Source organism: Mycobacterium sp. NGS67, assembly GCF_059812185.1.
Genome location: NZ_JCALCF010000019.1, coordinates 59,804 through 80,834 on the forward strand (window position 1 = coordinate 59,804; position 21,031 = coordinate 80,834).

The following is a 21,031-nucleotide window of genomic DNA, read 5'->3' on the forward strand; positions in this document are numbered from 1 at the left end:
AAACCGGAGGGCGCTGCGGTATATGGACAAGGTGGTGGCGACCGCTGCCGAGGCGGTGGCAGACATAGCCGATGGGTCGTCGCTGGCCGTCGGCGGATTCGGGTTGTGTGGCATTCCGGAGGCGCTGATCGCAGCCTTGGCCGACAGCAGTGTGACCGATCTGGAGACGGTGTCCAACAACTGCGGCGTCGACGGCATCGGGCTGGGGATTCTGTTGGCGAACAGGAGGATTCGCCGCACCGTCTCGTCCTATGTCGGGGAGAACAAGGAATTCGCCCGCCAATTCCTGTCCGGCGAGCTCGAAGTCGAACTGACCCCGCAGGGTACGTTGGCCGAACGTCTTCGCGCCGGGGGGATGGGCATTCCCGGCTTCTACACGCCGGCCGGGGTCGGCACCCAGATCGCCGACGGTGGACTGCCCTGGCGCTACGACTCCTCCGGCGAGGTGGCGGTGGTGTCACCGCCCAAAGAGACCCGCGAGTTCGACGGCGTGACTTACGTTCTCGAGCGGGGGATCCGGACCGACTTCGCGCTCGTGCACGCGTGGAAGGGTGACCGGCTGGGCAACCTGGTGTACCGCTACGCCGCGGGCAACTTCAACCCCGAATGTGCGGTCGCCGGCCGGATCACCATCGCCGAGGTCGAGGAACTCGTTGAGCCAGGCGAGATCGATCCCGCGACGGTGCACACGCCGGGCGTTTTCGTGCAGCGCGTGGTGCATGTGCCTGATCCCGAGAAGCGAATCGAGAAGGAGACGGTGCGGTGAGCGTCCATGACTTTGCCGAGCGCTGCGCTGGCGTGACGCTCGGCGCCGAACGTCACGCTAGCGTGACGGACGCCGAAGGGGAGGGCGCCAAATGACCTGGAGCAGAGACGGCATGGCCGCGCGGGTGGCTTCGGAGTTCGAGGACGGGCAATACGTCAACCTGGGGATCGGGATGCCCACCCTGATCCCCAACCACATCCCCGACGGCGTGCATGTCGTGCTGCACTCGGAGAACGGGATCCTCGGAGTCGGTCCCTACCCGCGTCGCGAGGACGTCGACGCCGACCTGATCAACGCCGGCAAGGAAACCGTCACCACGCTGCCCGGCGCCTCGTTCTTCGGCTCGTCCACCTCGTTCGGGATCATCCGCGGCGGGCACCTGGACGTGGCAGTCCTTGGCGCCATGCAGGTTTCGGTCACCGGCGACCTGGCGAACTGGATGATCCCCGGCAAGATGGTCAAGGGCATGGGCGGCGCGATGGACCTGGTGCACGGCGCCCGCAAGGTGATCGTGATGATGGAACACGCCGCCAAGGACGGCAGCCCGAAAATCCTGGAGCGGTGCACGCTGCCGTTGACCGGCATCGGGTGTGTCAACCGGATCGTCACCGAACTCGCGGTCATCGACGTCCGCGACGACGGCCTGCACCTGATCGAGACCGCCCCGGAGGTGTCGGTCGAAGAAGTCGTCGCGAAAACGCAGCCGCCGCTGAACCTTTCGGATCTGGTGACACAGTGACCACAGTGACGGCCCCGTCGTTCGCCGACGAACACCACCGGCTGGTGGCCGAACTGCGCGAAAAGCTCTCCGCTGTCGCTCTGGGCGGCAACGAACGCGCCAGGGAGCGCCACGTCAGCCGCGGCAAATTGCTCCCGCGCGAACGGGTGGACCGGCTGCTCGACCCGGGCAGCCCGTTCCTGGAACTGGCCGCCCTGGCTGCCAACGGCATGTATGGCGATGAATCCCCGGGCGCGGGAATCATCACCGGGATCGGACGGGTAGCCGGACGCGAGTGCGTGATCGTCGCCAACGACGCAACGGTCAAGGGTGGTACGTATTACCCGATCACGGTCAAGAAGCATCTGCGCGCGCAGGAGGTGGCGCTGCAGAATCTGCTGCCCTGCATCTACCTCGTCGACTCCGGCGGGGCTTTCCTGCCCAAACAGGACGAAGTGTTCCCCGACCGCGAACACTTCGGGCGGATCTTCTACAACCAGGCGACCATGAGCGCCAAGGGGATTCCGCAGGTGGCCGCGGTCCTCGGTTCCTGCACAGCCGGCGGTGCCTACGTGCCGGCAATGAGCGACGAAGCCGTCATCGTCCGCGAGCAGGGCACGATCTTCCTGGGCGGCCCTCCGCTGGTGAAAGCGGCCACCGGCGAGATCGTCACCGCCGAAGAACTGGGCGGCGGCGATCTGCACTCCAGGGTTTCCGGGGTGACCGACCATCTGGCCGAGGACGACGAGGATGCGCTGCGGATCGTGCGTGGGATCGCGGCCACCTTCGGGCCGCGCGAGCCCGCGCCCTGGGAGGTCATACCGACGGTCGAACCCAAGCACGCGCAGACCGAACTCTACGACGTGGTACCCCCGGACCCGCGGGTGCCCTACGACGTGCACGAGGTGATCGTGCGACTGGTCGACGGTAGCGAATTCAGTGAATTCAAAGCCAATTACGGCAAATCGCTGGTGACCACGTTCGCCCGGATTCACGGCCACCCGGTGGGGATCATCGCCAACAACGGCGTGCTGTTCGGCGAATCCGCCGTCAAGGGAGCACATTTCATCGAGCTGTGCGACAAGCGTCGGATCCCGTTGCTGTTCCTGCAGAACATCGCGGGATTCATGGTCGGCCGCGACTACGAGGCGGGCGGCATCGCCAAGCACGGCGCGAAGATGGTGACGGCCGTGGCGTGCGCGCGGGTACCGAAGCTGACCGTGGTGATCGGCGGATCGTATGGCGCGGGCAACTATTCGATGTGCGGCCGGGCCTATTCGCCCCGCTTCCTCTGGATGTGGCCGAATGCGCGGATCTCGGTGATGGGCGGTGAGCAGGCCGCGTCCGTGCTGGCCACCGTGCGCGGCGAGCAACTTTCCGCCAACGGCAAGCCGTGGTCGCCGGAGGAGGAAGACGCGTTCAAGGCACCCATTCGCGAGCAGTACGAGGACCAGGGCAACCCCTATTATTCGACCGCCCGCCTGTGGGACGACGGGATCATCGACCCTGCCGACACCAGAACGGTTGTCGGACTGGCTCTTTCGGTGTGTGCCCAGGCGCCGCTGGAGCCGGTATCCTACGGCGTCTTCCGGATGTGACTCATGTTTGAGACGGTATTGGTGGCGAACCGCGGCGAGATCGCCGTGCGGGTGATCCGGACGTTGCGCCGGCTGGGCATTCGTGCGGCTGCGGTCTACAGCGACGCCGACGCCGGAGCGCGGCACGTGCTCGAGGCCGACACCGCGGTGCGGCTGGGGCCTGCGCCGGCGCGCGAAAGCTATTTGAACATGCAGCACGTGCTGCGGGCGGCGGCGCGCACCGGTGCCGAAGCGATCCACCCGGGTTACGGATTCCTTTCCGAGAACGCCGCTTTCGCTGCGGAATGTGAGCGCGCCGGGGTGGCGTTTGTCGGCCCACCGGCGCGCGCCATCGAGGTGATGGGCGACAAGATCACCGCCAAGAACGCGGTCGCCGAGTTCGACGTGCCGGTGGTGCCGGGGGTGGCTCGGCCGGGGCTGACGGACGACGAGCTGGTGAGCGCGGCGGACGAAATCGGCTACCCGGTGTTGGTCAAGCCGTCTGCCGGCGGCGGCGGCAAAGGCATGCGGCTGGTCGAAGAACCGTCGAAGCTGCGTGCCGCCTTGGTCAGTGCCCGCCGTGAAGCCGCCTCGGCGTTCGGCGATGACACGCTGTTCCTGGAGCGGTTTGTGCTGCGGCCCAGGCACATTGAGGTGCAGGTGCTCGCTGACACGCACGGCAACGTGGTGCATCTGGGTGAGCGCGAGTGCAGTCTGCAACGACGCCACCAGAAGGTGATCGAGGAGGCGCCCTCGCCGCTGCTGGACGCCGAGACCAGGGCGCGGATCGGGGCTGCGGCGTGCAGCACCGCCCGCAGCGTCGACTACGTCGGCGCCGGCACGGTGGAATTCATCGTCTCCGGCGACCGGCCCGACGAGTTCTTCTTCATGGAGATGAACACCCGTCTGCAGGTGGAACATCCGGTCACCGAAGAGATCACCGGCCTCGACCTCGTCGAGTGGCAGCTGCGGGTCGCCGCGGGGGAGAAGCTGGGGTTCGCTCAGGACGACATCGAGCTCACCGGACACGCCATCGAGGCAAGGGTTTACGCCGAGGATCCAGCTCGGGGATTCCTGCCGACGGGTGGTCGGGTACTGCACGTGCGGGAACCCTCCGGCAGCGGCGTGCGGGTCGATTCGTCGCTGTTGTCCGGCACCGTGGTGGGCAGCGATTACGACCCGATGCTGAGCAAGGTGATCGCGCACGGCGCCGACCGCGCCGAGGCACTGGCCCGGCTCGACCGGGCGCTCTCGCAGACTGCGGTGCTCGGGGTACAGACCAACGTCGAGTTTCTGCGATTCCTGCTCGCCGACGAACGGGTGCGTGCCGGGGATTTGGACACCGCCCTGCTGGACGAGCGATTGGCCGACTTCGAGCCGGCACCCGCGCCCGATGACCTGCTTGCCGCGGGCGGCCTCTACCGTCAATGGGCATTGGCCGACCGCGCCGGGAGCGAGCTGTGGGCTCAACCGACCGGGTGGCGGCTCGTCAGTCTGGTGGCTCCGGTGCGAACTGAGGTGCAGACCCCGCTGCGCACCGAGACGGTGTCGGTGTGGGGGCTGCCCGACGCGGCGGGCGTGCAGGTCGGCGACGGCGAGGTCAGGCCTGCGACCGTGCAGGTCGGTGAGCACCAGCTGAGCGTGACGATCGATGGGCTGCGCCAGGACTATCACTGGGCCGAGGCCGATCAACATCTGTGGATCGCCGACGAACGCGGCACCTGGCATATCCGCGAAGCCGAGGAACACAAGATCGACCGCACCGGCGGCGAGCGACCGGCCGAGATCCTCAGCCCGATGCCGGGCAGCGTGATCGCCGTGCAGGTCGAGTCGGACACCGAGGTCTCCGAAGGCGACGTGGTGGTCGTGGTCGAGGCGATGAAGATGGAACATTCACTGGCCGCACCGATTTCGGGGCGGGTGCAGGTGCTGGTGGGCGTCGGCGACCAAGTAAAGGTCGAGCAGGTGCTGGCCCGGCTGGTGCCCACTGCAGAAGAAACAGAGAGCAAGGATTGAACATGACCACGACGATTCCCGCGGGGACGTTACCCAAGGAGTACGAGGACCTGCGCGACACGGTGGCCGACTTCGCGCGCTCGGTGGTCGCGCCGGTGTCGGCCAAACACGATGAGGAACACAGCTTTCCGTACGAGGTCGTCGCCAAGATGGGCGAGATGGGCCTGTTCGGCCTGCCGTTCCCGGAAGAGTACGGCGGCATGGGCGGCGACTATTTCGCCTTGGCGCTGGCCCTCGAGGAACTCGGCAAGGTTGATCAATCGGTGGCCATCACGCTGGAAGCCGGTGTCGGTCTGGGGGCAATGCCCATTTACCGGTTCGGCACCGAGGAGCAGAAACAGCAGTGGCTGCCCGACCTGGTTGCCGGCCGCGCGCTGGCCGGCTTCGGGCTCACCGAACCCGGTGCGGGCTCGGACGCCGGTGGCACCCGCACCACCGCTCGACTCGACGGCGGCGAATGGATCATCAACGGCAGCAAGCAGTTCATTACCAACTCCGGCACCGACATCACCTCGCTGGTCACCGTCACCGCGGTGACGGGCACCATCGCCGACGGCAAGAAGGAGATCTCGACGATCATCGTGCCCAACGGCACACCGGGTTTCATCGTCGAGCCCGTCTACAACAAAGTCGGCTGGAACGCCTCGGACACCCATCCGCTGACCTTCGATGACGCCCGGGTCCCCGAAGAGAACCTGCTGGGCACCCGCGGCAAGGGTTACGCGAACTTCCTGTCGATCCTCGACGAGGGCCGGATCGCGATCGCCGCGCTCGCGACGGGGGTGGCGCAGGGCTGCGTCGACGAAAGCGTCAAGTACGCCAAGGAACGTCAGTCCTTCGGTCAGCCGATCGGCTCCTACCAGGCCATCAGCTTCAAGATCGCTCGCATGGAAGCACGTGCCCACGCCGCCCGCACCGCCTACTACGACGCCGCGGCAAAGATGTTGGCCGGCAAGCCATTCAAGAAGGAAGCGGCGATCGCGAAGATGATCTCGTCGGAAGCCGCGATGGACAACGCGCGGGACGCCACCCAGATCCACGGCGGATACGGGTTCATGAACGAGTACCCGGTGGCCCGCCACTACCGCGACAGCAAGATCCTCGAAATCGGTGAAGGCACAACGGAGGTGCAGTTGATGTTGATCGCGCGATCGCTGGGACTGTCATGAGCGACACCGACGCCGCGGCCCCTTCCGAGGGTGAATCTGACGACACAGCCTCGGCGAGTCGCGTCGCAGATGTCACAGTCGGGGCAAGGATCGTCCAGCGCGGTTTGTGGTTCGAGGAGTTCGAGGTCGGCACCACCTATCTGCACCGACCCGGGCGCACCGTCACCGAGGCCGACAACGTGTTGTTCACCACGCTGACGATGAATACCCAGTCGCTGCATCTGGACGCCGCGTGGGCCGCCGAACAGCCGGGCTTTCGCGGTGAGCGACTGGTGAATTCGATGTTCACCCTGTCCACACTGGTCGGTCTTTCCGTCGCGCAGCTGACCCTGGGCACCATCGTCGCCAACCTCGGTTTCGCCGAGGTGTCGTTCCCCAAACCCGTCTTCCACGGCGACACCTTGTACGCCGAGACGGTGTGCACCGACAAGCGGGAGTCGAAAAGCCGCCCGAAAGAAGGCATTGTCACCTTGCAGCACACCGGTCGTAACCAGCACGGCGACGTCGTGGCACGGGCAGTGCGCACCACGCTGGTGCAGAAGCGGCCGAGCGGGGCGGGGCAATGAGCCTGCGCGATGCCGGTCCGGGCTGGCTGTTCTGTCCGGCTGACCGGCCCGAGCGCTTCGCGAAAGCCGCCGCCGCAGCCGACGTGGTGATCCTCGACCTCGAAGACGGTGTGGCCGAGGCGGACAAGCCGGCCGCCCGTAAAGCGTTGCGCGACACACCACTTGACCCCGCGCGCACCGTCGTCCGGATCAACGCCGCAGGCACCGACGAGTACGCTCGCGACCTCGAAGTCCTGGCTGAGACGCCGTACACCACGGTGATGCTGCCCAAGACGGAGTCAGCCGCGCAGGTCACAGCGCTGGCGCCGCGCGACGTCATCGCGTTGGTCGAAAGTGCGCGAGGTGCGGTGTTCGCCACCGAAATCGCCGCCGCAGACGGTGTGGTGGCGATGATGTGGGGCGCGGAGGATCTGACCGTCTCGCTGGGTGGCAGTTCCAGTCGGTGGCCCGACGGACGTTACCGCGACGTCGACCGGCACGTCCGCTCGACGATCCTGCTGGCGGCCTCCGCCTTCGGCCGGCTCGCGCTGGACGCCGTGCACCTCGACATCCGCGACATCGACGGTTTGCGGGACGAGGCCGTCGACGCCGCCACCGTCGGGTTCGACGTGACCGTATGCATCCACCCGAGTCAGGTTCCGGTGGTGCGCAGCGCTTACCGGCCCAGCGACGACAAGCTGGACTGGGCCCGGCGCGTGCTGGCGGCGGCCAAGACCGAGCGCGGCGTGTTCGCGTTCGAAGGGCAGATGGTCGACTCGCCGGTGCTGCGGCACGCGGAAAGCATGCTGCGACGCGCTGGGGAATCCGCAACCTGACCGTGAGCGCGGAACTGCTGTGGGCCATCGTCGCTCTCGTCGAATTCGCTGGCCTCGTCGCGGTGGGAATCGTGCTGATCGTGTCGCGGCGGCAGCTGACTGGAGCCCGAAAGGCGCTGGCGCGGCTGCGCCAAGACCGACCACGCCGTAGACGGCCGCCCGGGATGGCTCCGCTTGCGGTCAGAACCGTTTGGCGCACCGCGGATTCACTGATCAACAAGGGCCTAGGTGCCACCGTCCGCAACTCGGTGGAGGACCTGGCCGGTTGGGCGCGGGTGGAACGACCCGACCTGGCCAGGATGACAGCCGACGGCAACGTGGTGATCGCCTTCTCCGACATCGAGGGTTCCACCGAACTCAACGAGGAACTCGGCGACCGAGGTTGGGTGAAGCTGCTGGAACGCCACAACAAATTGATCAGCAAGCAGGTCGGCGACAACGGCGGACATGTCGTCAAAACTCAGGGCGACGGTTTCATGATCGCCTTCTCCGATCCCGTCAAGGCCGTGCGCTGCAGTATGGCCGTGCAACGCGCGTTACAGTCCGAACCCGAACGCTGGGAACGCATCCGGGTGCGCATCGGTCTGCACATGGGCAGCTCAGTGCGGCGCGGCGACGATCTGTTCGGCCGCAATGTGGCGATGGCCGCGCGGGTCGCGGGCGAGGCCGAGGGTGGGGAAGTGTTGGTTAGTGAGTCGATTCGGGAGGCGGTTTCAGGGGCGTCCGATATCGCGTTGGACGCACCCCGCGAGGTCGAACTCAAGGGCTTCCGCGGTACGTACGAGCTTTATCCGGTGCGATGTGTCGCCGACGTCGACCCCGACTAGCCGTCGCTCAGGGGCACACTCCCCGAGTGGGGCTGTCGACGCACTGCTGGACCTGAAGCGCGTGGGTGGTGCTGGGCGTTGACGGATCACCGCATCCGCCGGCGGCTTTTGTCGATGTGATCGAACCGGCCAGACTTCCTACGGCGAACGTGTAGACGAGATCCGCCGCTGTCTTGGTCCCGTCCGGGCAGGTCCAGCCCTGGCTGTCGGTGCGGTTGATCGTCCATGGGCCGCCCGGGGTTTTGTTGATCGCGGCGCCCCAGGTCTTGGGTGTCGACACCCAACCACTGCAGTTGCCCGAAGGGTCGCAGGTGGTGTTGATCAGCAGGATGTCACCGAGTTGATTGGACGGGGAGCCGTCGACGACGGCGCGGTAGTGGCCGTTGAGGCTGTCGTCGGCTGCGGCGACGCCCGACGTGGCCAGCGTGGCGTAGCCGAGAACAGTGAAGATCGTCAGCGTGCGAGTGATGCCCATGACGCTGCATCATCGCAGATAATCCCTTGGCGCGGAATCAAAAGTTCATGCCGGAGAACATCATCCGGCCCGGATCGTACTTCTGACGGACGGCGCTGAGCCGGGCCAGGTTGGCGCCGAAGTACCGTGACGGCGGCTGGTTGGGTTCGATGTAGTTGACGTAGCCGCCAGCCGAATACGGTTGCACCGCTTGGTGTGCGGTGGTGAGCCAACCGGCGGCCGCCGACGGGGAACCGGCCGTTTCGACGTACCACTGCACCATCGCGGAGTGCCGCCGGTACGGGAAGGCCGTGGCGTCGCCGGCCACACTGGCCAGCGCGCCGTCGAGGGCATGCATGATCACCAGACCTCGCCCGGCACCGCGCGGAAACGCCTCCAGCGCCGAAGCGATTCCCTTGGCGGCACCGGCGTTGATCGTCGGGAAGACATCGGAACCACCGACGTAGCCCAGCGGGGACGGGTTGAGGTTCTCCACGGCCAGATACTTCACCAGGTCCAGATAGTTGAGCGTCAGGTTCTCGGTCCTGCTCGGTTGTACACCGACCGCCGAAACAATCGCGCCCGCAACGCTGTTGGCGGTCCCGACCGGGGACGTCGCCATGATGCGGCACTGCGTGCCCATCCCGTCGACGGTGGCGTCGGCCAGCGCCCAGAACTTGCGGTCGACGGTACGCAGCCAGCTCTGCCAGCCGAGCAGAACCTGCGCGAACGCCTGCGGCGGGAAGAAGATGTTGACGACGTCTACGTCCTCGCTGGCAAACGTGGTGTAGGTCAACGAGGTTGTCACCCCGAAGTTGCCGCCGCCGCCACCCCGCAACGCCCAGAACAGGTCGGGGTTGCTGGTGGCCGACGCGGTGACCGCCTGCCCGCCGGGCAGCACCACGTTCGCCGACGCCAGCTGGTCGCAGAGCAGTCCGGCGTGCCGCGACTGTGCACCGATGCCGCCACCCAAGGTGTGTCCCGCCGCACCGACGGTCGGGCAGGTACCCGTCGGGATGCCTCGGCCCGCGGCGGCCAGCGTCTGGTGCATCGCAAACAGATGCGTTGCGGGCGTGACGGTGATCTGTCCGCTGGCGGGGTCGTATTTGGGATCCCCGGGTAGCCCGCGCAGGTCGATTACCAGGGCTCCGTCTGCCGTGGACGCTCCGATGTAGGAGTGCCCGCCGCTGCGCGCGGCGACCTTGAGCTTGCGGGTAGCCGCGAACGCCATCGCTTTCTGCACGTCCGCGGCCGACGTCACGTTGACGACCGCCGCCGGTGTCGAACCGTTGTAGTTGGTGTTGAAAACCTGCTTGGCCGAACCGAATTGCCCGTTCTCCGGTTCAATGACCTGCCCGCCGATGGCTCCCGACAGACTGCCCCAGTCGGCGCTGTTGGGTGCGGCACCGGCGCGGGCGGTCCCGAAGACCGCCCCGGCGGCCAAGGTCCCGACGGCAGCCCGCAGAAACGTCTGCCGCGAGAACTGTGCCGTCGGTTCGCCAGCTACCGTCATGCCCGCATTCTGGGGCACTAGGTGTCATCAGTCGGATCGGCGGCGCGGCCCGTCACCGGATTGATCGACGATCGTGATGTCCGCCTGACTGGATTACCTACTTGCCGCGCCAGCGCAGCACGTCGAGTGCGACCGCCACATTGACGCTGCACTCGGCCAGCGGACGGGGCAACAGTTCGTCGGCGCGGGCCAAGCGCCGCAGCAGCGTGTTGCGATGGGTATAGAGCCGTGTCGCGGCGCGCGACGCATTGCACTGCTCATGCACGAAAACCCTTACGGTCTCCTGTAGTTCGTGTCCCGCCTGTTCCAGCGCGCCCAGGGTGTGGCGGACGAACTCGATGGCGCGGTCGGTGTCGGCGGTGATCAAGGCGACCAGTTCGACGTCGGCGAACCGCGCGACACGTCGCGGTGATTGCAGGCGCGCCAACATCTGTTGGGTGGTGATGGCGTCGAAGTGACTGCGCCGGAAACCGTCGATGCCCTCGGCGCAGGGTCCTACCGCGACACGGATATCCGGCCGGGCTTCGATCGAATCACGCAGCGCGGCAATGTCTATCGATCTCGCCGGTATCCATACCCAGCGGGTGGCCGTGGAAGCGAGGACGGTGAGCGGTCGCACCCCGGCGGCGTGTCCGAACGACTCGGCGGCCGAATCCAGTCCGGCCATGTCGCCCGCCGGATCGTCGCTCCAGATCACGGCGGCGACGTGCGGGCCGGTCAGCGCGTACCCGAGTCGTGCCTCTGCGCGCTTTCGCGTGATGGGGGCCCCGTCGAGGATCAGGGCGACGGTCTCGAGTCGTTCGGCATGGGTCCCGCGGGTGAGATCGTCGCGTTCCTGCTCGATCTGTGCGGCGATGCCCGCCAGGGTTCCGTCGATGAAAGCGCTGATCGAGCGGGAGCAGACGTCGAGCAACTCGTGCAATTCGGCGGGATCCGACGTCAGCGAGAACGCGATCTCCATCAGCCGGCGCCACGCCACTGCCTCCCCGATTCGGTAGGCGTCGAGGGTGAACGGGGTGAGTCCGCGCCGGGCGACCTCGCGCGCGATATTCATCGGCTCCGGCCCGCTGTTCGGGGGCACCGGCGCGCCGGGGTCGCGCACGTTGGCCGCGCCCCAGAAGTACATGTTGGCCCGGTTGCTGCGACCGACCGCGGCGGCCAGCTCGGGGTCGGCCGCCAACGCCGGGCTGGCCGCGAGCACTTCGGCGTCGAGTTCGTCGAGCCACTCGGCACGCGGATTGACGGTGATCTGCGCACACTGCCGGATCAGCTCCCTGACCGGCTCCGATGGACGCTTCCAGGACATGCAGCCACCATAAGTCAGTGGTGCAAATTGCACCACGAAGCCGCCAGGAATGGTCAGATCCCATCTTGGTCGCGGCGCCCCGGGACCGAGACCATGGAACGCAGTACACGCATCCGGCGTCAGGAGCCAGGTCATGTCCCGCATATCTACAAACACCGAGGTCGAGCACGTCGACGTCCTCATCGTCGGCGCCGGTATCTCGGGCATCGGTGCCGCCTACTACCTACAGCGCGAGCATCCCGGTCGCAGCTACGCGATCCTCGAGGCGCGCGGTGCGACCGGCGGCACCTGGGATCTGTTCCGCTATCCCGGGATTCGTTCGGACTCCGATCTGCACACCTTCGGCTATGAGTTCAAGCCATGGCGCGACGAGGACGCCATCGCCACCGCCGACAAGATCCTGACGTATCTGCGCGAGACCGCCGCGGAGAACGGCATCGACGGCAACATCCGCTTCCACCACAAGGTGCGCGGCGCCGCGTGGTCGAGTTCCGATGCACGGTGGGTCGTCGATGTCGAACGCACCGACACCGGTGAGACGACGCAGATCAGCGCCAATTGGTTGTTCTGCGCCGGCGGCTATTACCGCTACGACGAGGGCTTCACCCCGCACTTCGAGGGCCGCGAGCGGTTCGCCGGGCAAATCGTGCACCCGCAGCACTGGCCCGAGGACCTCGACTACGCGGGCAAGAAGGTGGTCATCATCGGCAGCGGCGCAACGGCCGTCACCATGTTGCCGGCAATGGCCGAACGGGCCGGGCACGTCACCATGCTGCAGCGCTCGCCGACCTACATCATGCCGGTGCCGTCCAAAGACGTCTTCGCCAACACGGCACGAAAGCTGTTCGGCGACAGGCTCGGTTACGCGCTGGCCCGTCGCAAGAACATCGGTCAGCAGCGCGCCGTGTACCAGTTCTGCCAGAAGTATCCGGGCCTGGCCAAGAAGATCATCCGCAGCGTCAACGCCAAACGGTTGCCCAAGGGCTATCCGGTCGACGAGCACTTCAGCCCCGCGTACAACCCGTGGGACCAGCGGCTGTGTGCGGTACCCGACTCCGACCTGTTCCGGGCGATCAGCAACGGCAGCGCATCGGTGGTCACCGACCGCATCGTGACGTTCACCGAAACTGGGATCCTGCTGGAATCCGGCCGCGAACTCGACGCCGACATCATCGTCACCGCAACGGGTTTGAATCTTCAGGCGTTCGGCGGCATGTCGCTGGTGGTCGACGGCGAGCCGGTCGAGCTGCCCGAGCGGGTCGCCTACAAGGGGATGATGCTGTCCGACGTACCGAATTTCGCCTACGCGATCGGCTACACCAACTCCTCGTGGACGCTGAAGGTCGGCCTGCTGTGCGAGCACTTCTGCCGGCTGCTGGCGCACATGGACGCCAACGGCTACGACACCGCGCGCCCGGTGCTCGACGACCCGGACATGGAAACCCGCCCGCTGCTGGACTTTTCGGCCGGCTATGTGCGCCGCGCGGTCAACCAGCTGCCCCGCCAGGGTGCCAGCCAGCCGTGGTTGACGTCGATGAGTTACCACGCCGACGTCAAACTGCTGCGCGACGACGCCGTCGTCGACCCGGCGTTGCAACTGACGAGTTCGGCTGACGTGCCCAGCCGGGAAGCCGTTCCGGTCTGAGGTTGGGCTGATTGCATTCAGTCTGCGCTGAGAGCGACGTCTACTCGCAAAACCACGCCCTCAGCGCAGAATCAACACTTGCCGTCCGTGATCGAGAGCCTGCGACGATGATCAAGAGAGTCAGTGCTATGGGAATCCACGCTTTCAAGGCGCCGTAGGCACGTGCACACTTGTGGGCATGGACGCATGTGAGATCACCGCGGTCACCGCTAGGCCCCTGCCCCCGACGTCACCGTGGCTGGCGTGACCGCCCACGCAGGCGGGCCCGAACCGCGCCGCAAGTTGAACGGCATCTCAGACGTACGTGCGTTCTTCCACACCAACACCGTGCCGCTGTACTTCATCTCGCCGACCCCCTTCAACCTGCTCGGGATCGACCGCTGGGTTCGAAACTTCTTCTACCTGACCTACTTTGACTCCTTCGAGGGCGTGCACTCGCGTGTGTTCGTGCCGCGGCGGCGCGACCGCATCGACTTCGACTCGATGGGGGATGTGTGCAACCACCTGCTGCGTGATTCCGAGACACTCGAGTTCATCGCCGGCAGGGGGCCCGGCGGCAAGGCCTGCTTCGTGATGATGGACGAGGAGACACAGGCCCTCGCGCGCCAGGCCGGGCTGGAAGTCATGCACGCTCCGGTGGAGTTGCGCCATCGGCTGGGCTCCAAGATCGTCATGACCCGCCTGGCCGACGAGGCGGGCGTCCGGAGTGTCCCGAACGTGATCGCGCGAGCCGGTTCGTACGAGGAGCTGTCGGCGCTGGCGCAGCAGGCGGGTCTGGGTGACGACCTCGTCGTCAACGCCGCCTACGGCGCCGCCGGGTCGGGCACGTTCTTCGTGCGCGGCCAGCGCGACTGGGACGATCACGCCGCTGACCTGGCCGGTCAGGAAGTCAAGGTGATGAAGCGCATCCGCAACGTCGAGGTGTGCATCGAGGGCACCGTGACGCGGCACGGCACCGTGATCGGCCCGGCCATGACGAGTCTCGTCGGGTATCCGGAGCTGACGCCGGCCAAGGGCGGCTGGTGCGGCAACGACATCTGGCGCGAGGTCCTGCCGCCCGCGCAGACGCACGCCGCGCGGGAAATGGTGCGAAAGCTGGGCGATGTCCTGGGCCGCGAGGGCTACCGCGGCTACTTCGAGGTGGACCTGCTGCATGACCTGGACTCCGACGAGCTCTACCTCGGCGAGGTGAACCCGCGCCTGAGCGGCGCGAGCCCGATGACGAACCTGACCACCGAGGCCTACGCCGACATGCCGCTGTTCCTGTTCCACCTGCTCGAATACATGGACGTGGAGTACGAGCTCGACATCGACGCGATCAACTCGCGCTGGGAGCGCGGCTACGGCGAAGACGAGGTCTGGAGTCAGCTGATCATCAACGAGACCGCGCCGGATCTCGAGATCTTCACCGCGACGCCACGTACCGGTGTGTGGCGCATCGACGACGACGGGCGCGTCTCGTTTGCGCGCCCCGCCAACGATTGGGCCACGCTGCTCGACGGGTCCGAGGCGTTCTACATGCGGGTGGCGGCGCCCGGCGACTTGCGTTGTGAGGGCGCCCAACTCGGAGTGCTGTTCACCCGCGGGCACCTGCAGACCCCCGACTACCAGCTGACCGAGCGTTGCCAGCGCTGGGTGAAGGGCATCAAGTCCAAGTTCGTCTCGACACCTCTGACGCCGACTGCAGCGATCGTCTCTCGACTCGTAGCACGAGCGTGAGCCGCCCGGCCGGCATTTCACTGGCCAACTGGCTGTCGGAGCCCTACGCGCAGTGGTCTTTTCAGCACGTCGAAGACTTCGTGCCGACTGCTTTGATCGCGCGCGGGGACGGGCCGGTCGCAGAGTTACCGGCGGTCGACGCGGGGTTGGCCGAGGTCCGGGTGAACCGGACGGACGGGGTGGCCACCCGGGTCGGCACCGTGATGGCCACCACCGCCACCGACGGATGGGCCGTCGCTCACCGCGGTTCGTTGGTGGCCGAGGAGTACCTGGGCGGCATGGGACAACAGACCCGGCACCTGTTGTTCTCGGTGAGCAAGTCGCTGGTGGGAGCGGTCGCGGGCGCGTTGCACGGCGCCGGGGCCATCGATCTCGACTCGCCGGTCACGGATTACGTTCCCGCACTGGGGGATTGCGGCTACGCCGGGGCGACCGTGCGTCATCTGCTGGATATGCGCTCAGGTATCGCCTTCTCGGACAACTACCTGCACCCGACGGCCGAGATACACCAGCTCGACCAGGCCCTCGGGTGGGCGCCCCGCAGTGGGCCGGACGGCCCCACCACGCTGCGGGATTTCCTGCTCACCCTGCGGCAGAAGTCAGCGCACGGCGGGCCGTTCCAATATCGCTCCTGTGAAACCGACGTCCTCGGCTGGATGTGCGAGGTCGTAGCCGGCCAGCGGATGCCGGAGCTGATGTCGGATCTGCTGTGGAGCCGCATCGGGGCCCAGTGCGACGCCACGATCGGCGTCGACAGCGAGGGCACCGGATTGTTCGACGGCGGCATCAGCGCATGTCTGACCGACATGATTCGGTTCGGGTCGCTGTTCCTGCGCGACGGCGTCTCATTGACCGGCCGGCAAGTGGTGCCGGCGGCGTGGATCGCCGACACCCTGCAAGGTGGGCCCGACTCACGGGAGGCGTTCGCCGCCAGCCCCGACGACAACGAGATGCCCGGCGGGATGTACCGCAACCAGGTGTGGTTCCCCTATCCGGGCAGCAACGTCGTGTTGTGTCTGGGCATGTGCGGTCAGGTCATCTACATCAACCGCGCCGCAGAGGTGGTGGCCGCCAAGATTTCCAGCCAGTCGGAGTCCTCTGAGGAACCGATGCTGTTGGACACGCTGCGGGCGTTCGATGCGGTGGCGCGCGAGCTGGGTGGCTGACCGGTTAGAGCGCGGTCTGCCCGTCGCTGCCGTTGTCGTTCGGACTGAATGAGGTGCCGAAACCGCCCTGGCCGCCGGTCCCGCCGACTGTGCCGCCGTTGCCCCCGTTGTTGTCAAGAGGGGCGATGCCCGCGCCACCTGCCGGCACGGCGCCGGGCGAACCATTGGCATCGTAGGCGCCGCCTCCGCCTCCACCGCCGACACCACCCGCGCCTGTAGCGCCGGCGCCACCAGTGAACCCGTCGCTGGCGTCGCCGCCGTCGCCGCCCCTGCCGGCGACACCGCTCGATGACCCGGCACCGCCTCCGCCGCCGCCACCGCCGGTGGCCGCCTCGCCTTCTGCTGCGAAACCGCCGGCGCCGCCCCCGCCCCCGCCGCCGCCCTTGCCGCCGGTTGCGGTGGTAGTAGTGGCGCCGGTTCCGCCACCCCCACCGTCCCCACCGTTTGCGGTGGTCAGGTCGAAGAACCCTCCGCCGAAGTTCGCGGTGCCACCGTTACCGCCGACGCCACCCGACCCGCCGGAGTTGCCGGGGCCAGCGGCGCCTAGGCCGGCGCCGCCGCTACCGCCCTTGCCGCCGGCGCCGCCACCGCCGCCACCACCGCCGTGAGCCGGTCCATCGTCGGGATTGCCCTGGCCGCGCGCGGCATTACCCCCGTTGCCGCCGTCGCCGCCGTCGCCGGCCTTCGCGCCGTCACCGTTGGTCCCACCCGCCGGGGCGGCACCGCCATTGCCGCCGGCCCCGCCGCGGCCGCCGTTACCCCCCTGGCCGCCGGGTTGTCCGTTGACGGTAGAGGCGCCGTCACCGCCATCCCCGGCGGCGCCGCCCTGGGCGCCGGCACCGGCCTTGGCGCCCGGACCGCCAACGTCGCCGCCCGCGCCTCCGTCGCCGCCGTTACCGCCGGTACCGCCGTTTCCCGGGTTATCGGAGGCGACCGGTGTCTTACCGGCGGCGCCACCGCCTCCGACGCCACCCGCGCCACCGTTGCCACCATCGCCGTAGTTGCCACCGACACCGCCAGCCGACCCGCCGGTACCGCCGTGACCGCCCGCACCACCATTACCACCGGCTTGGCCGGTGGTCAGCAACTGCGCGTCAAAGCCTCCGGCGGCCGCGCCACCGGCGCCGCCCTTGCCGCCGTCGCCGTTGGTTGCGCCTCCGGTGGCGGTGCCTCCGTTGCCGCCGGTGCCGCCGTTTCCACCGTTACCACCGCTGCCGGACACGTTGCTATAGTTGCCGCCCACACCGCCGTTAGCGCCGCCGCCGCCCGCACCGCCGGTACCAGCCGTGGCGCCTTTCCCAAGCGCGGCACCGCCATCTCCACCTGCGCCCCCGTTACCGCCGGAACCACCATTGCTTTTTGCGGGACTCAACGGGTCGAGCCCAGACGCGCCGCCGCCTCCGGCGCCACCAGCTCCGCCGTCTCCACCATCACCGAAGGCGCCGCCGAGGCCGCCAGTGCCGGCCGCCCCGCCGGTACCGCCATTACCGCCTATGCCGCCGTCACCACCGTTGCGGCCGAAATCAGTGAGCGACCAGTCAGACCCGGCGCCGCCCTTGCCGCCCCTGCCGCCGGTGCCACCGTCGCCTGCCGCCGCTAGATCGCCGCCGGCGTTCCCGCCGGTCCCGCCGGCGCCGCCGTGGCCGGCGTTCCCGGCACCGTCGTTGAGGAAGCCGTTCACGCCGGCGCCACCGTCGCCACCGTTGCCGCCCTTACCCCCAGCGCCGTCGGCGCCCTTGGCGCCGGTCAGTCCTCCGCCCGCGCCGCCGGTGCCACCGGTCCCGCCGGTACCCCCCTGGCCGCCGTTGCCGCCGATTTCGGGATCGATGTCGTCGTGATAGCCGGCACGACCCTCGGCACCGCGACCACCCACACCACCGGCCCCGGCATCGCCGCCCTTGCCGTCGGCGCCGCCGGTGCCACCGCTGCCGGCCGCCCCGCCGGTCCCGCCGGTCCCGCCCATGCCGCCTCTACCGCCGTTCTCGCCGACGCCGCCGATCGTTCCCGATGCGCTAAATCCAGTGCCACCCTTACCGCCCTGGCCGCCTGCGCCGCCGTCACCGGCCGCCACACCGTCGCCACCGGCCTTACCGCCGGTGCCGCCCGAGCCGCCGTGGCCACCCTGACCTCCGTCCGAGGTCTCGGTGCCAGTGGTACCGATGCCACCTTGGCCGCCGTTGCCACCGTTGCCGCCGACTGCGTCCACACCCTTGGCACCGGCCACTCCGCCACCGGCACCGCCGATACCTCCGTCGCCACCATTGCCGCCATTACCGCCGGTGCCGCCAAACGCTGCATTACTCGCACCGCCACCACCGGCACCACCCGCACCGGCCGCACCCCCTTGGCCGTCGGTGCCGCCGATGCCACCGCTTCCGGCCGCCCCGCCGGTCCCGCCGTTACCACCTAGTCCGCCGTTTTTGCCGTCGACGCCCGTGGTCAGACCCTTCGCGTCGAACCCGGCGCCGCCGTCGCCGCCCTGGCCGCCTTTGCCGCCGTCGCCGTTGATGGCGCCAGCGCCGCCTATCCCGCCGGTGCCGCCTTTACCGCCTTGCCCGCCGGCAGCGCCCGCCACCGCGGACGCGTCGTATCCCGCACCGCCCTGCCCGCCGGCGCCGCCATTACCGCCGGTGCCGGTGGCGCCGGTGGCGCCGTCGATCCCGAATATTCCGCCCGAACCGCCCGCGCCACCCGCCCCTGCGTTACCACCCGCGCCGCCGTTGCCCCCTAGTCCGCCAGGGGTGACCGAATCCAGTCCGGAACCGCCCGTCGCGCCGCTGCCACCCGCCCCACCAGCGCCGCCGAGTCCGCCGGCCCCGCCAGTGCCCAACAGTCCGATGTTGCCGCCGCCGGCACCGCCAGCCCCGCCGTTGCCGCCGCCGGTCCCGGAGGCGCCGGTCAATCCGGGTCCGGCCGCGCCGCCGGACCAACCGTCGCCGCCGGTCCCACCCATCCCGCCAGCCCCGCCGCTGTAGGACGTCGCCCGGTTCAGGCCGCCGGCCCCGCCGACTCCGCCGGTGCCGCCGTTTTGGGTCGCGGTGCCCGTCCCGCCGGTACCGCCGGCACCACCGTGCCCGCCGAAACCGCCCAACCAGCCGCCCGCACCGCCATTGCCACCGGCTGCGCCAACGGCGCCGGCGGCGTCAGCCGCCCCACCAGCCCCGCCAGATCCGCCGTTGCCCCAGAGACCGGCCTCACCGCCAGCCCCGCCGGCCTGCCCGACGCCGCCGGAACCACCGTTGCCGCCGTTGCCCCACAGGATTCCGCCCGCACCGCCGGGCTGGCCGGTGCCGGGCGCGCCGTTGGCGCCGTCGCCGATCAGGGGACGCCCCAGCAGCAAATTGGTGGGGGCATTGATCACGTCGAGAATGGTCTGCTCCAGCGTCTCCGCCGAAAATGCTTCAGCGGCCGCGTAGCTGGCGGCACCCGAGTTCAGCGTCCGCACAAAGTCGGCATGAAACAGCGCCGCCTGCGCGTTGAGTGCCTGAAACTGCTCGGCATAACCCCCGAACAACGATGCGATCGCTACCGACACCTCGTCCTGCGCGGCCGCTGTCACCGAGGTCGTCACGCCCGCCGCCTCCGCATGGGCCGCCCGGAGCGCCGAGCCGATGTCGGACAGATTCTGCGCGGCGGCTATTGCCACCTCCGGCGACACGATCACAACAGATGACATTGCGGCTCCCTCGACATGCCAGCCCCACCGCAGTCATCGGACTCTCCCCAGCCCACACTTCACCGGAAGCGATGCAGGGATGATAGCGACCATCACCACCGGCTGGAGCAAAAACGCCACACTGAAGTTCACCTGGGTTTGGTTCGCCGAGACGCCGGGCGTTCACGTCGATTCGATGCGCCGGAGTATTGACGCGCGCGACTATTCGAGTTGGGCACTGAGCGGGACAAAGGTGCTGCTAAAGCCGTTGTCGGAGGTGATCCTCGGCCGCACCAGGCGCTGCCCCGGCAACGCGCTGCGATTGCACGCGTCCGGCACGGGTGGGGACGAGACAAGGCGGGTCACAGCAAACTCGCGCGGCATTCTGGCGACAATGGTCAACAGGAGTGGCGCTAGCGGTGCTCTTGGCGTGACTTAACCCTCGGGGCACGTCTCAAATATGTTGCGGCGAGAGCACCCCCGGGCCGACGGCATTCGAAAACTCGGTGTCCTTCGGCTGCCGCCGTGGGACGAGTCCGTCAGCAGCGCCAATACCTCGTTAACAGCACCAGCGAGCCGGTCACTGCGGCACCGGCGCACCAGCACGCAACTCGGCCCCGCGGTAGGTATTAATCCCACTTGCCGATCAGACCTCGAACGAACCATGGGCCCCGTCCGGATGGCTCTGACGAGAACGATTCATCCTCGCTTTCGGTCAAGTAGTCTTCGCTGTCGTTCTCCTCTGGCGGTTCCCCGGGTTCGACGAGCATGGCAACGGCGAGTCCGAGTGGACCTAGGAAGAAGAAGGTCGCGAAGAAGTAGCCGACGCCACTGCGATTCTTCTCACTGGCCACGACCGCTGCGACCCCCGCCTGGAGTAGCCAGTACAGGAATAACCCGACCATGGCCGCTACGGCGATCCAGGAACCTAATTGCACGAACGGCTCAGTCGATTTGTCGTTCATGCCGAAGATCATGCGGTATTCGGGATCCGTACGGCTGACGAGGTGCGGTAAACCGCGTCGACTCTTGCAGAGCCTGAGTATTTCGTTTGTCGGCGGGGGCCGCGACGTTCCTCGCTCGCCACGACATAGCTGAAGTCAATATTCTCATTAACTT

The 21,031-nt window shown here is 67.9% G+C and carries 17 protein-coding genes; 12 read left to right on the plus strand and 5 right to left on the minus strand.

The window, feature by feature from the left end:
* The first annotated feature begins 22 nt into the window (after nt 1–22).
* The 8 genes from AC5Y4D_RS18085 to AC5Y4D_RS18120 all read left to right on the plus strand — a co-directional run bounded on the left by AC5Y4D_RS18085 (nt 23) and on the right by AC5Y4D_RS18120 (nt 8,454).
* Nucleotides 23–766 carry a CoA transferase subunit A gene (locus tag AC5Y4D_RS18085; protein ID WP_499945623.1) on the plus strand — a complete coding sequence of 248 codons (744 nt, stop codon included), beginning with the start codon at nt 23–25 and terminating at the stop codon, nt 764–766.
* A 91-nt stretch (nt 767–857) separates the two neighbouring features.
* Nucleotides 858–1,505 (plus strand): CoA transferase subunit B, encoded by a 648-nt coding sequence (locus AC5Y4D_RS18090; protein WP_499945622.1) that lies wholly within the window; start codon nt 858–860, stop codon nt 1,503–1,505.
* Nucleotides 1,502–3,082 (plus strand): carboxyl transferase domain-containing protein, encoded by a 1,581-nt coding sequence (locus AC5Y4D_RS18095; protein ID WP_500037800.1) that lies wholly within the window; start codon nt 1,502–1,504, stop codon nt 3,080–3,082. Before AC5Y4D_RS18090 ends, AC5Y4D_RS18095 begins: the two co-directional genes overlap by 4 nt.
* A 3-nt stretch (nt 3,083–3,085) precedes the next feature.
* The gene (locus AC5Y4D_RS18100; protein ID WP_500037801.1) at nt 3,086–5,077 is read left to right on the plus strand and encodes an acetyl/propionyl/methylcrotonyl-CoA carboxylase subunit alpha; all 1,992 of its coding nucleotides are present in this window, start codon (nt 3,086–3,088) and stop codon (nt 5,075–5,077) included.
* A gap of 2 nt (nt 5,078–5,079) precedes the next feature.
* Nucleotides 5,080–6,246, plus strand: a complete 1,167-nt coding sequence (locus AC5Y4D_RS18105; protein WP_500037802.1) for an acyl-CoA dehydrogenase family protein — start codon at nt 5,080–5,082, stop codon at nt 6,244–6,246.
* Complete coding sequence (locus AC5Y4D_RS18110) at nt 6,243–6,812, plus strand: MaoC family dehydratase (protein WP_500037803.1); 570 nt, start codon at nt 6,243–6,245, stop codon at nt 6,810–6,812. Before AC5Y4D_RS18105 ends, AC5Y4D_RS18110 begins: the two co-directional genes overlap by 4 nt.
* Nucleotides 6,809–7,627, plus strand: coding sequence for an HpcH/HpaI aldolase/citrate lyase family protein (locus tag AC5Y4D_RS18115; protein WP_500037804.1), 819 nt, complete (start codon nt 6,809–6,811; stop codon nt 7,625–7,627). The genes AC5Y4D_RS18110 and AC5Y4D_RS18115 overlap by 4 nt, the downstream gene beginning before the upstream one ends.
* Before the next feature lie 2 nt (nt 7,628–7,629).
* Nucleotides 7,630–8,454 carry an adenylate/guanylate cyclase domain-containing protein gene (locus AC5Y4D_RS18120; RefSeq protein WP_500037805.1) on the plus strand — a complete coding sequence of 275 codons (825 nt, stop codon included), beginning with the start codon at nt 7,630–7,632 and terminating at the stop codon, nt 8,452–8,454.
* A gap of 7 nt (nt 8,455–8,461) precedes the next feature.
* On the opposite strand, the gene AC5Y4D_RS18125 is transcribed toward AC5Y4D_RS18120, so the two are convergent.
* The 3 genes from AC5Y4D_RS18125 to AC5Y4D_RS18135 form a co-directional block, all read right to left on the minus strand.
* Nucleotides 8,462–8,929, minus strand: a complete 468-nt coding sequence (locus AC5Y4D_RS18125) for a hypothetical protein (RefSeq protein ID WP_500037806.1) — start codon at nt 8,927–8,929, stop codon at nt 8,462–8,464.
* Nucleotides 8,930–8,966: 37 nt separating this feature from the next.
* On the minus strand, nt 8,967–10,421 hold the full coding sequence (locus tag AC5Y4D_RS18130) for an FAD-dependent oxidoreductase (RefSeq protein WP_500037807.1): 1,455 nt from the start codon (nt 10,419–10,421) through the stop codon (nt 8,967–8,969).
* Between the two features lie 97 nt (nt 10,422–10,518).
* Complete coding sequence (locus tag AC5Y4D_RS18135) at nt 10,519–11,727, minus strand: Rv1453 family transcriptional regulator (RefSeq protein WP_500037808.1); 1,209 nt, start codon at nt 11,725–11,727, stop codon at nt 10,519–10,521.
* Between the two features lie 133 nt (nt 11,728–11,860).
* Between AC5Y4D_RS18135 and AC5Y4D_RS18140 the strand changes: the two genes are divergently transcribed.
* From AC5Y4D_RS18140 to AC5Y4D_RS18150, 3 genes are all read left to right on the plus strand, one after another.
* The gene (locus AC5Y4D_RS18140; RefSeq protein WP_500037809.1) at nt 11,861–13,372 is read left to right on the plus strand and encodes a flavin-containing monooxygenase; all 1,512 of its coding nucleotides are present in this window, start codon (nt 11,861–11,863) and stop codon (nt 13,370–13,372) included.
* A 243-nt stretch (nt 13,373–13,615) separates the two neighbouring features.
* Nucleotides 13,616–15,091 (plus strand): biotin carboxylase, encoded by a 1,476-nt coding sequence (locus AC5Y4D_RS18145; RefSeq protein WP_499945612.1) that lies wholly within the window; start codon nt 13,616–13,618, stop codon nt 15,089–15,091.
* Nucleotides 15,088–16,257, plus strand: a complete 1,170-nt coding sequence (locus AC5Y4D_RS18150) for a serine hydrolase domain-containing protein (protein ID WP_499945611.1) — start codon at nt 15,088–15,090, stop codon at nt 16,255–16,257. Before AC5Y4D_RS18145 ends, AC5Y4D_RS18150 begins: the two co-directional genes overlap by 4 nt.
* A gap of 4 nt (nt 16,258–16,261) precedes the next feature.
* Here the strand turns inward: AC5Y4D_RS18150 and AC5Y4D_RS18155 are convergent, their stop codons facing one another.
* Complete coding sequence (locus AC5Y4D_RS18155; RefSeq protein WP_499945610.1) at nt 16,262–19,933, minus strand: PE family protein; 3,672 nt, start codon at nt 19,931–19,933, stop codon at nt 16,262–16,264.
* Nucleotides 19,934–20,012: 79 nt separating this feature from the next.
* Here AC5Y4D_RS18155 and AC5Y4D_RS18160 point away from each other — a divergent pair, with 79 nt between their 5' ends.
* Nucleotides 20,013–20,351: a hypothetical protein gene (locus tag AC5Y4D_RS18160; RefSeq protein WP_499945609.1), complete on the plus strand. Its 339-nt coding sequence runs from the start codon at nt 20,013–20,015 to the stop codon at nt 20,349–20,351.
* Nucleotides 20,352–20,541: 190 nt separating this feature from the next.
* On the opposite strand, the gene AC5Y4D_RS18165 is transcribed toward AC5Y4D_RS18160, so the two are convergent.
* On the minus strand, nt 20,542–20,877 hold the full coding sequence (locus tag AC5Y4D_RS18165; RefSeq protein ID WP_499945608.1) for a hypothetical protein: 336 nt from the start codon (nt 20,875–20,877) through the stop codon (nt 20,542–20,544).
* Nucleotides 20,878–21,031 lie beyond the last annotated feature (154 nt).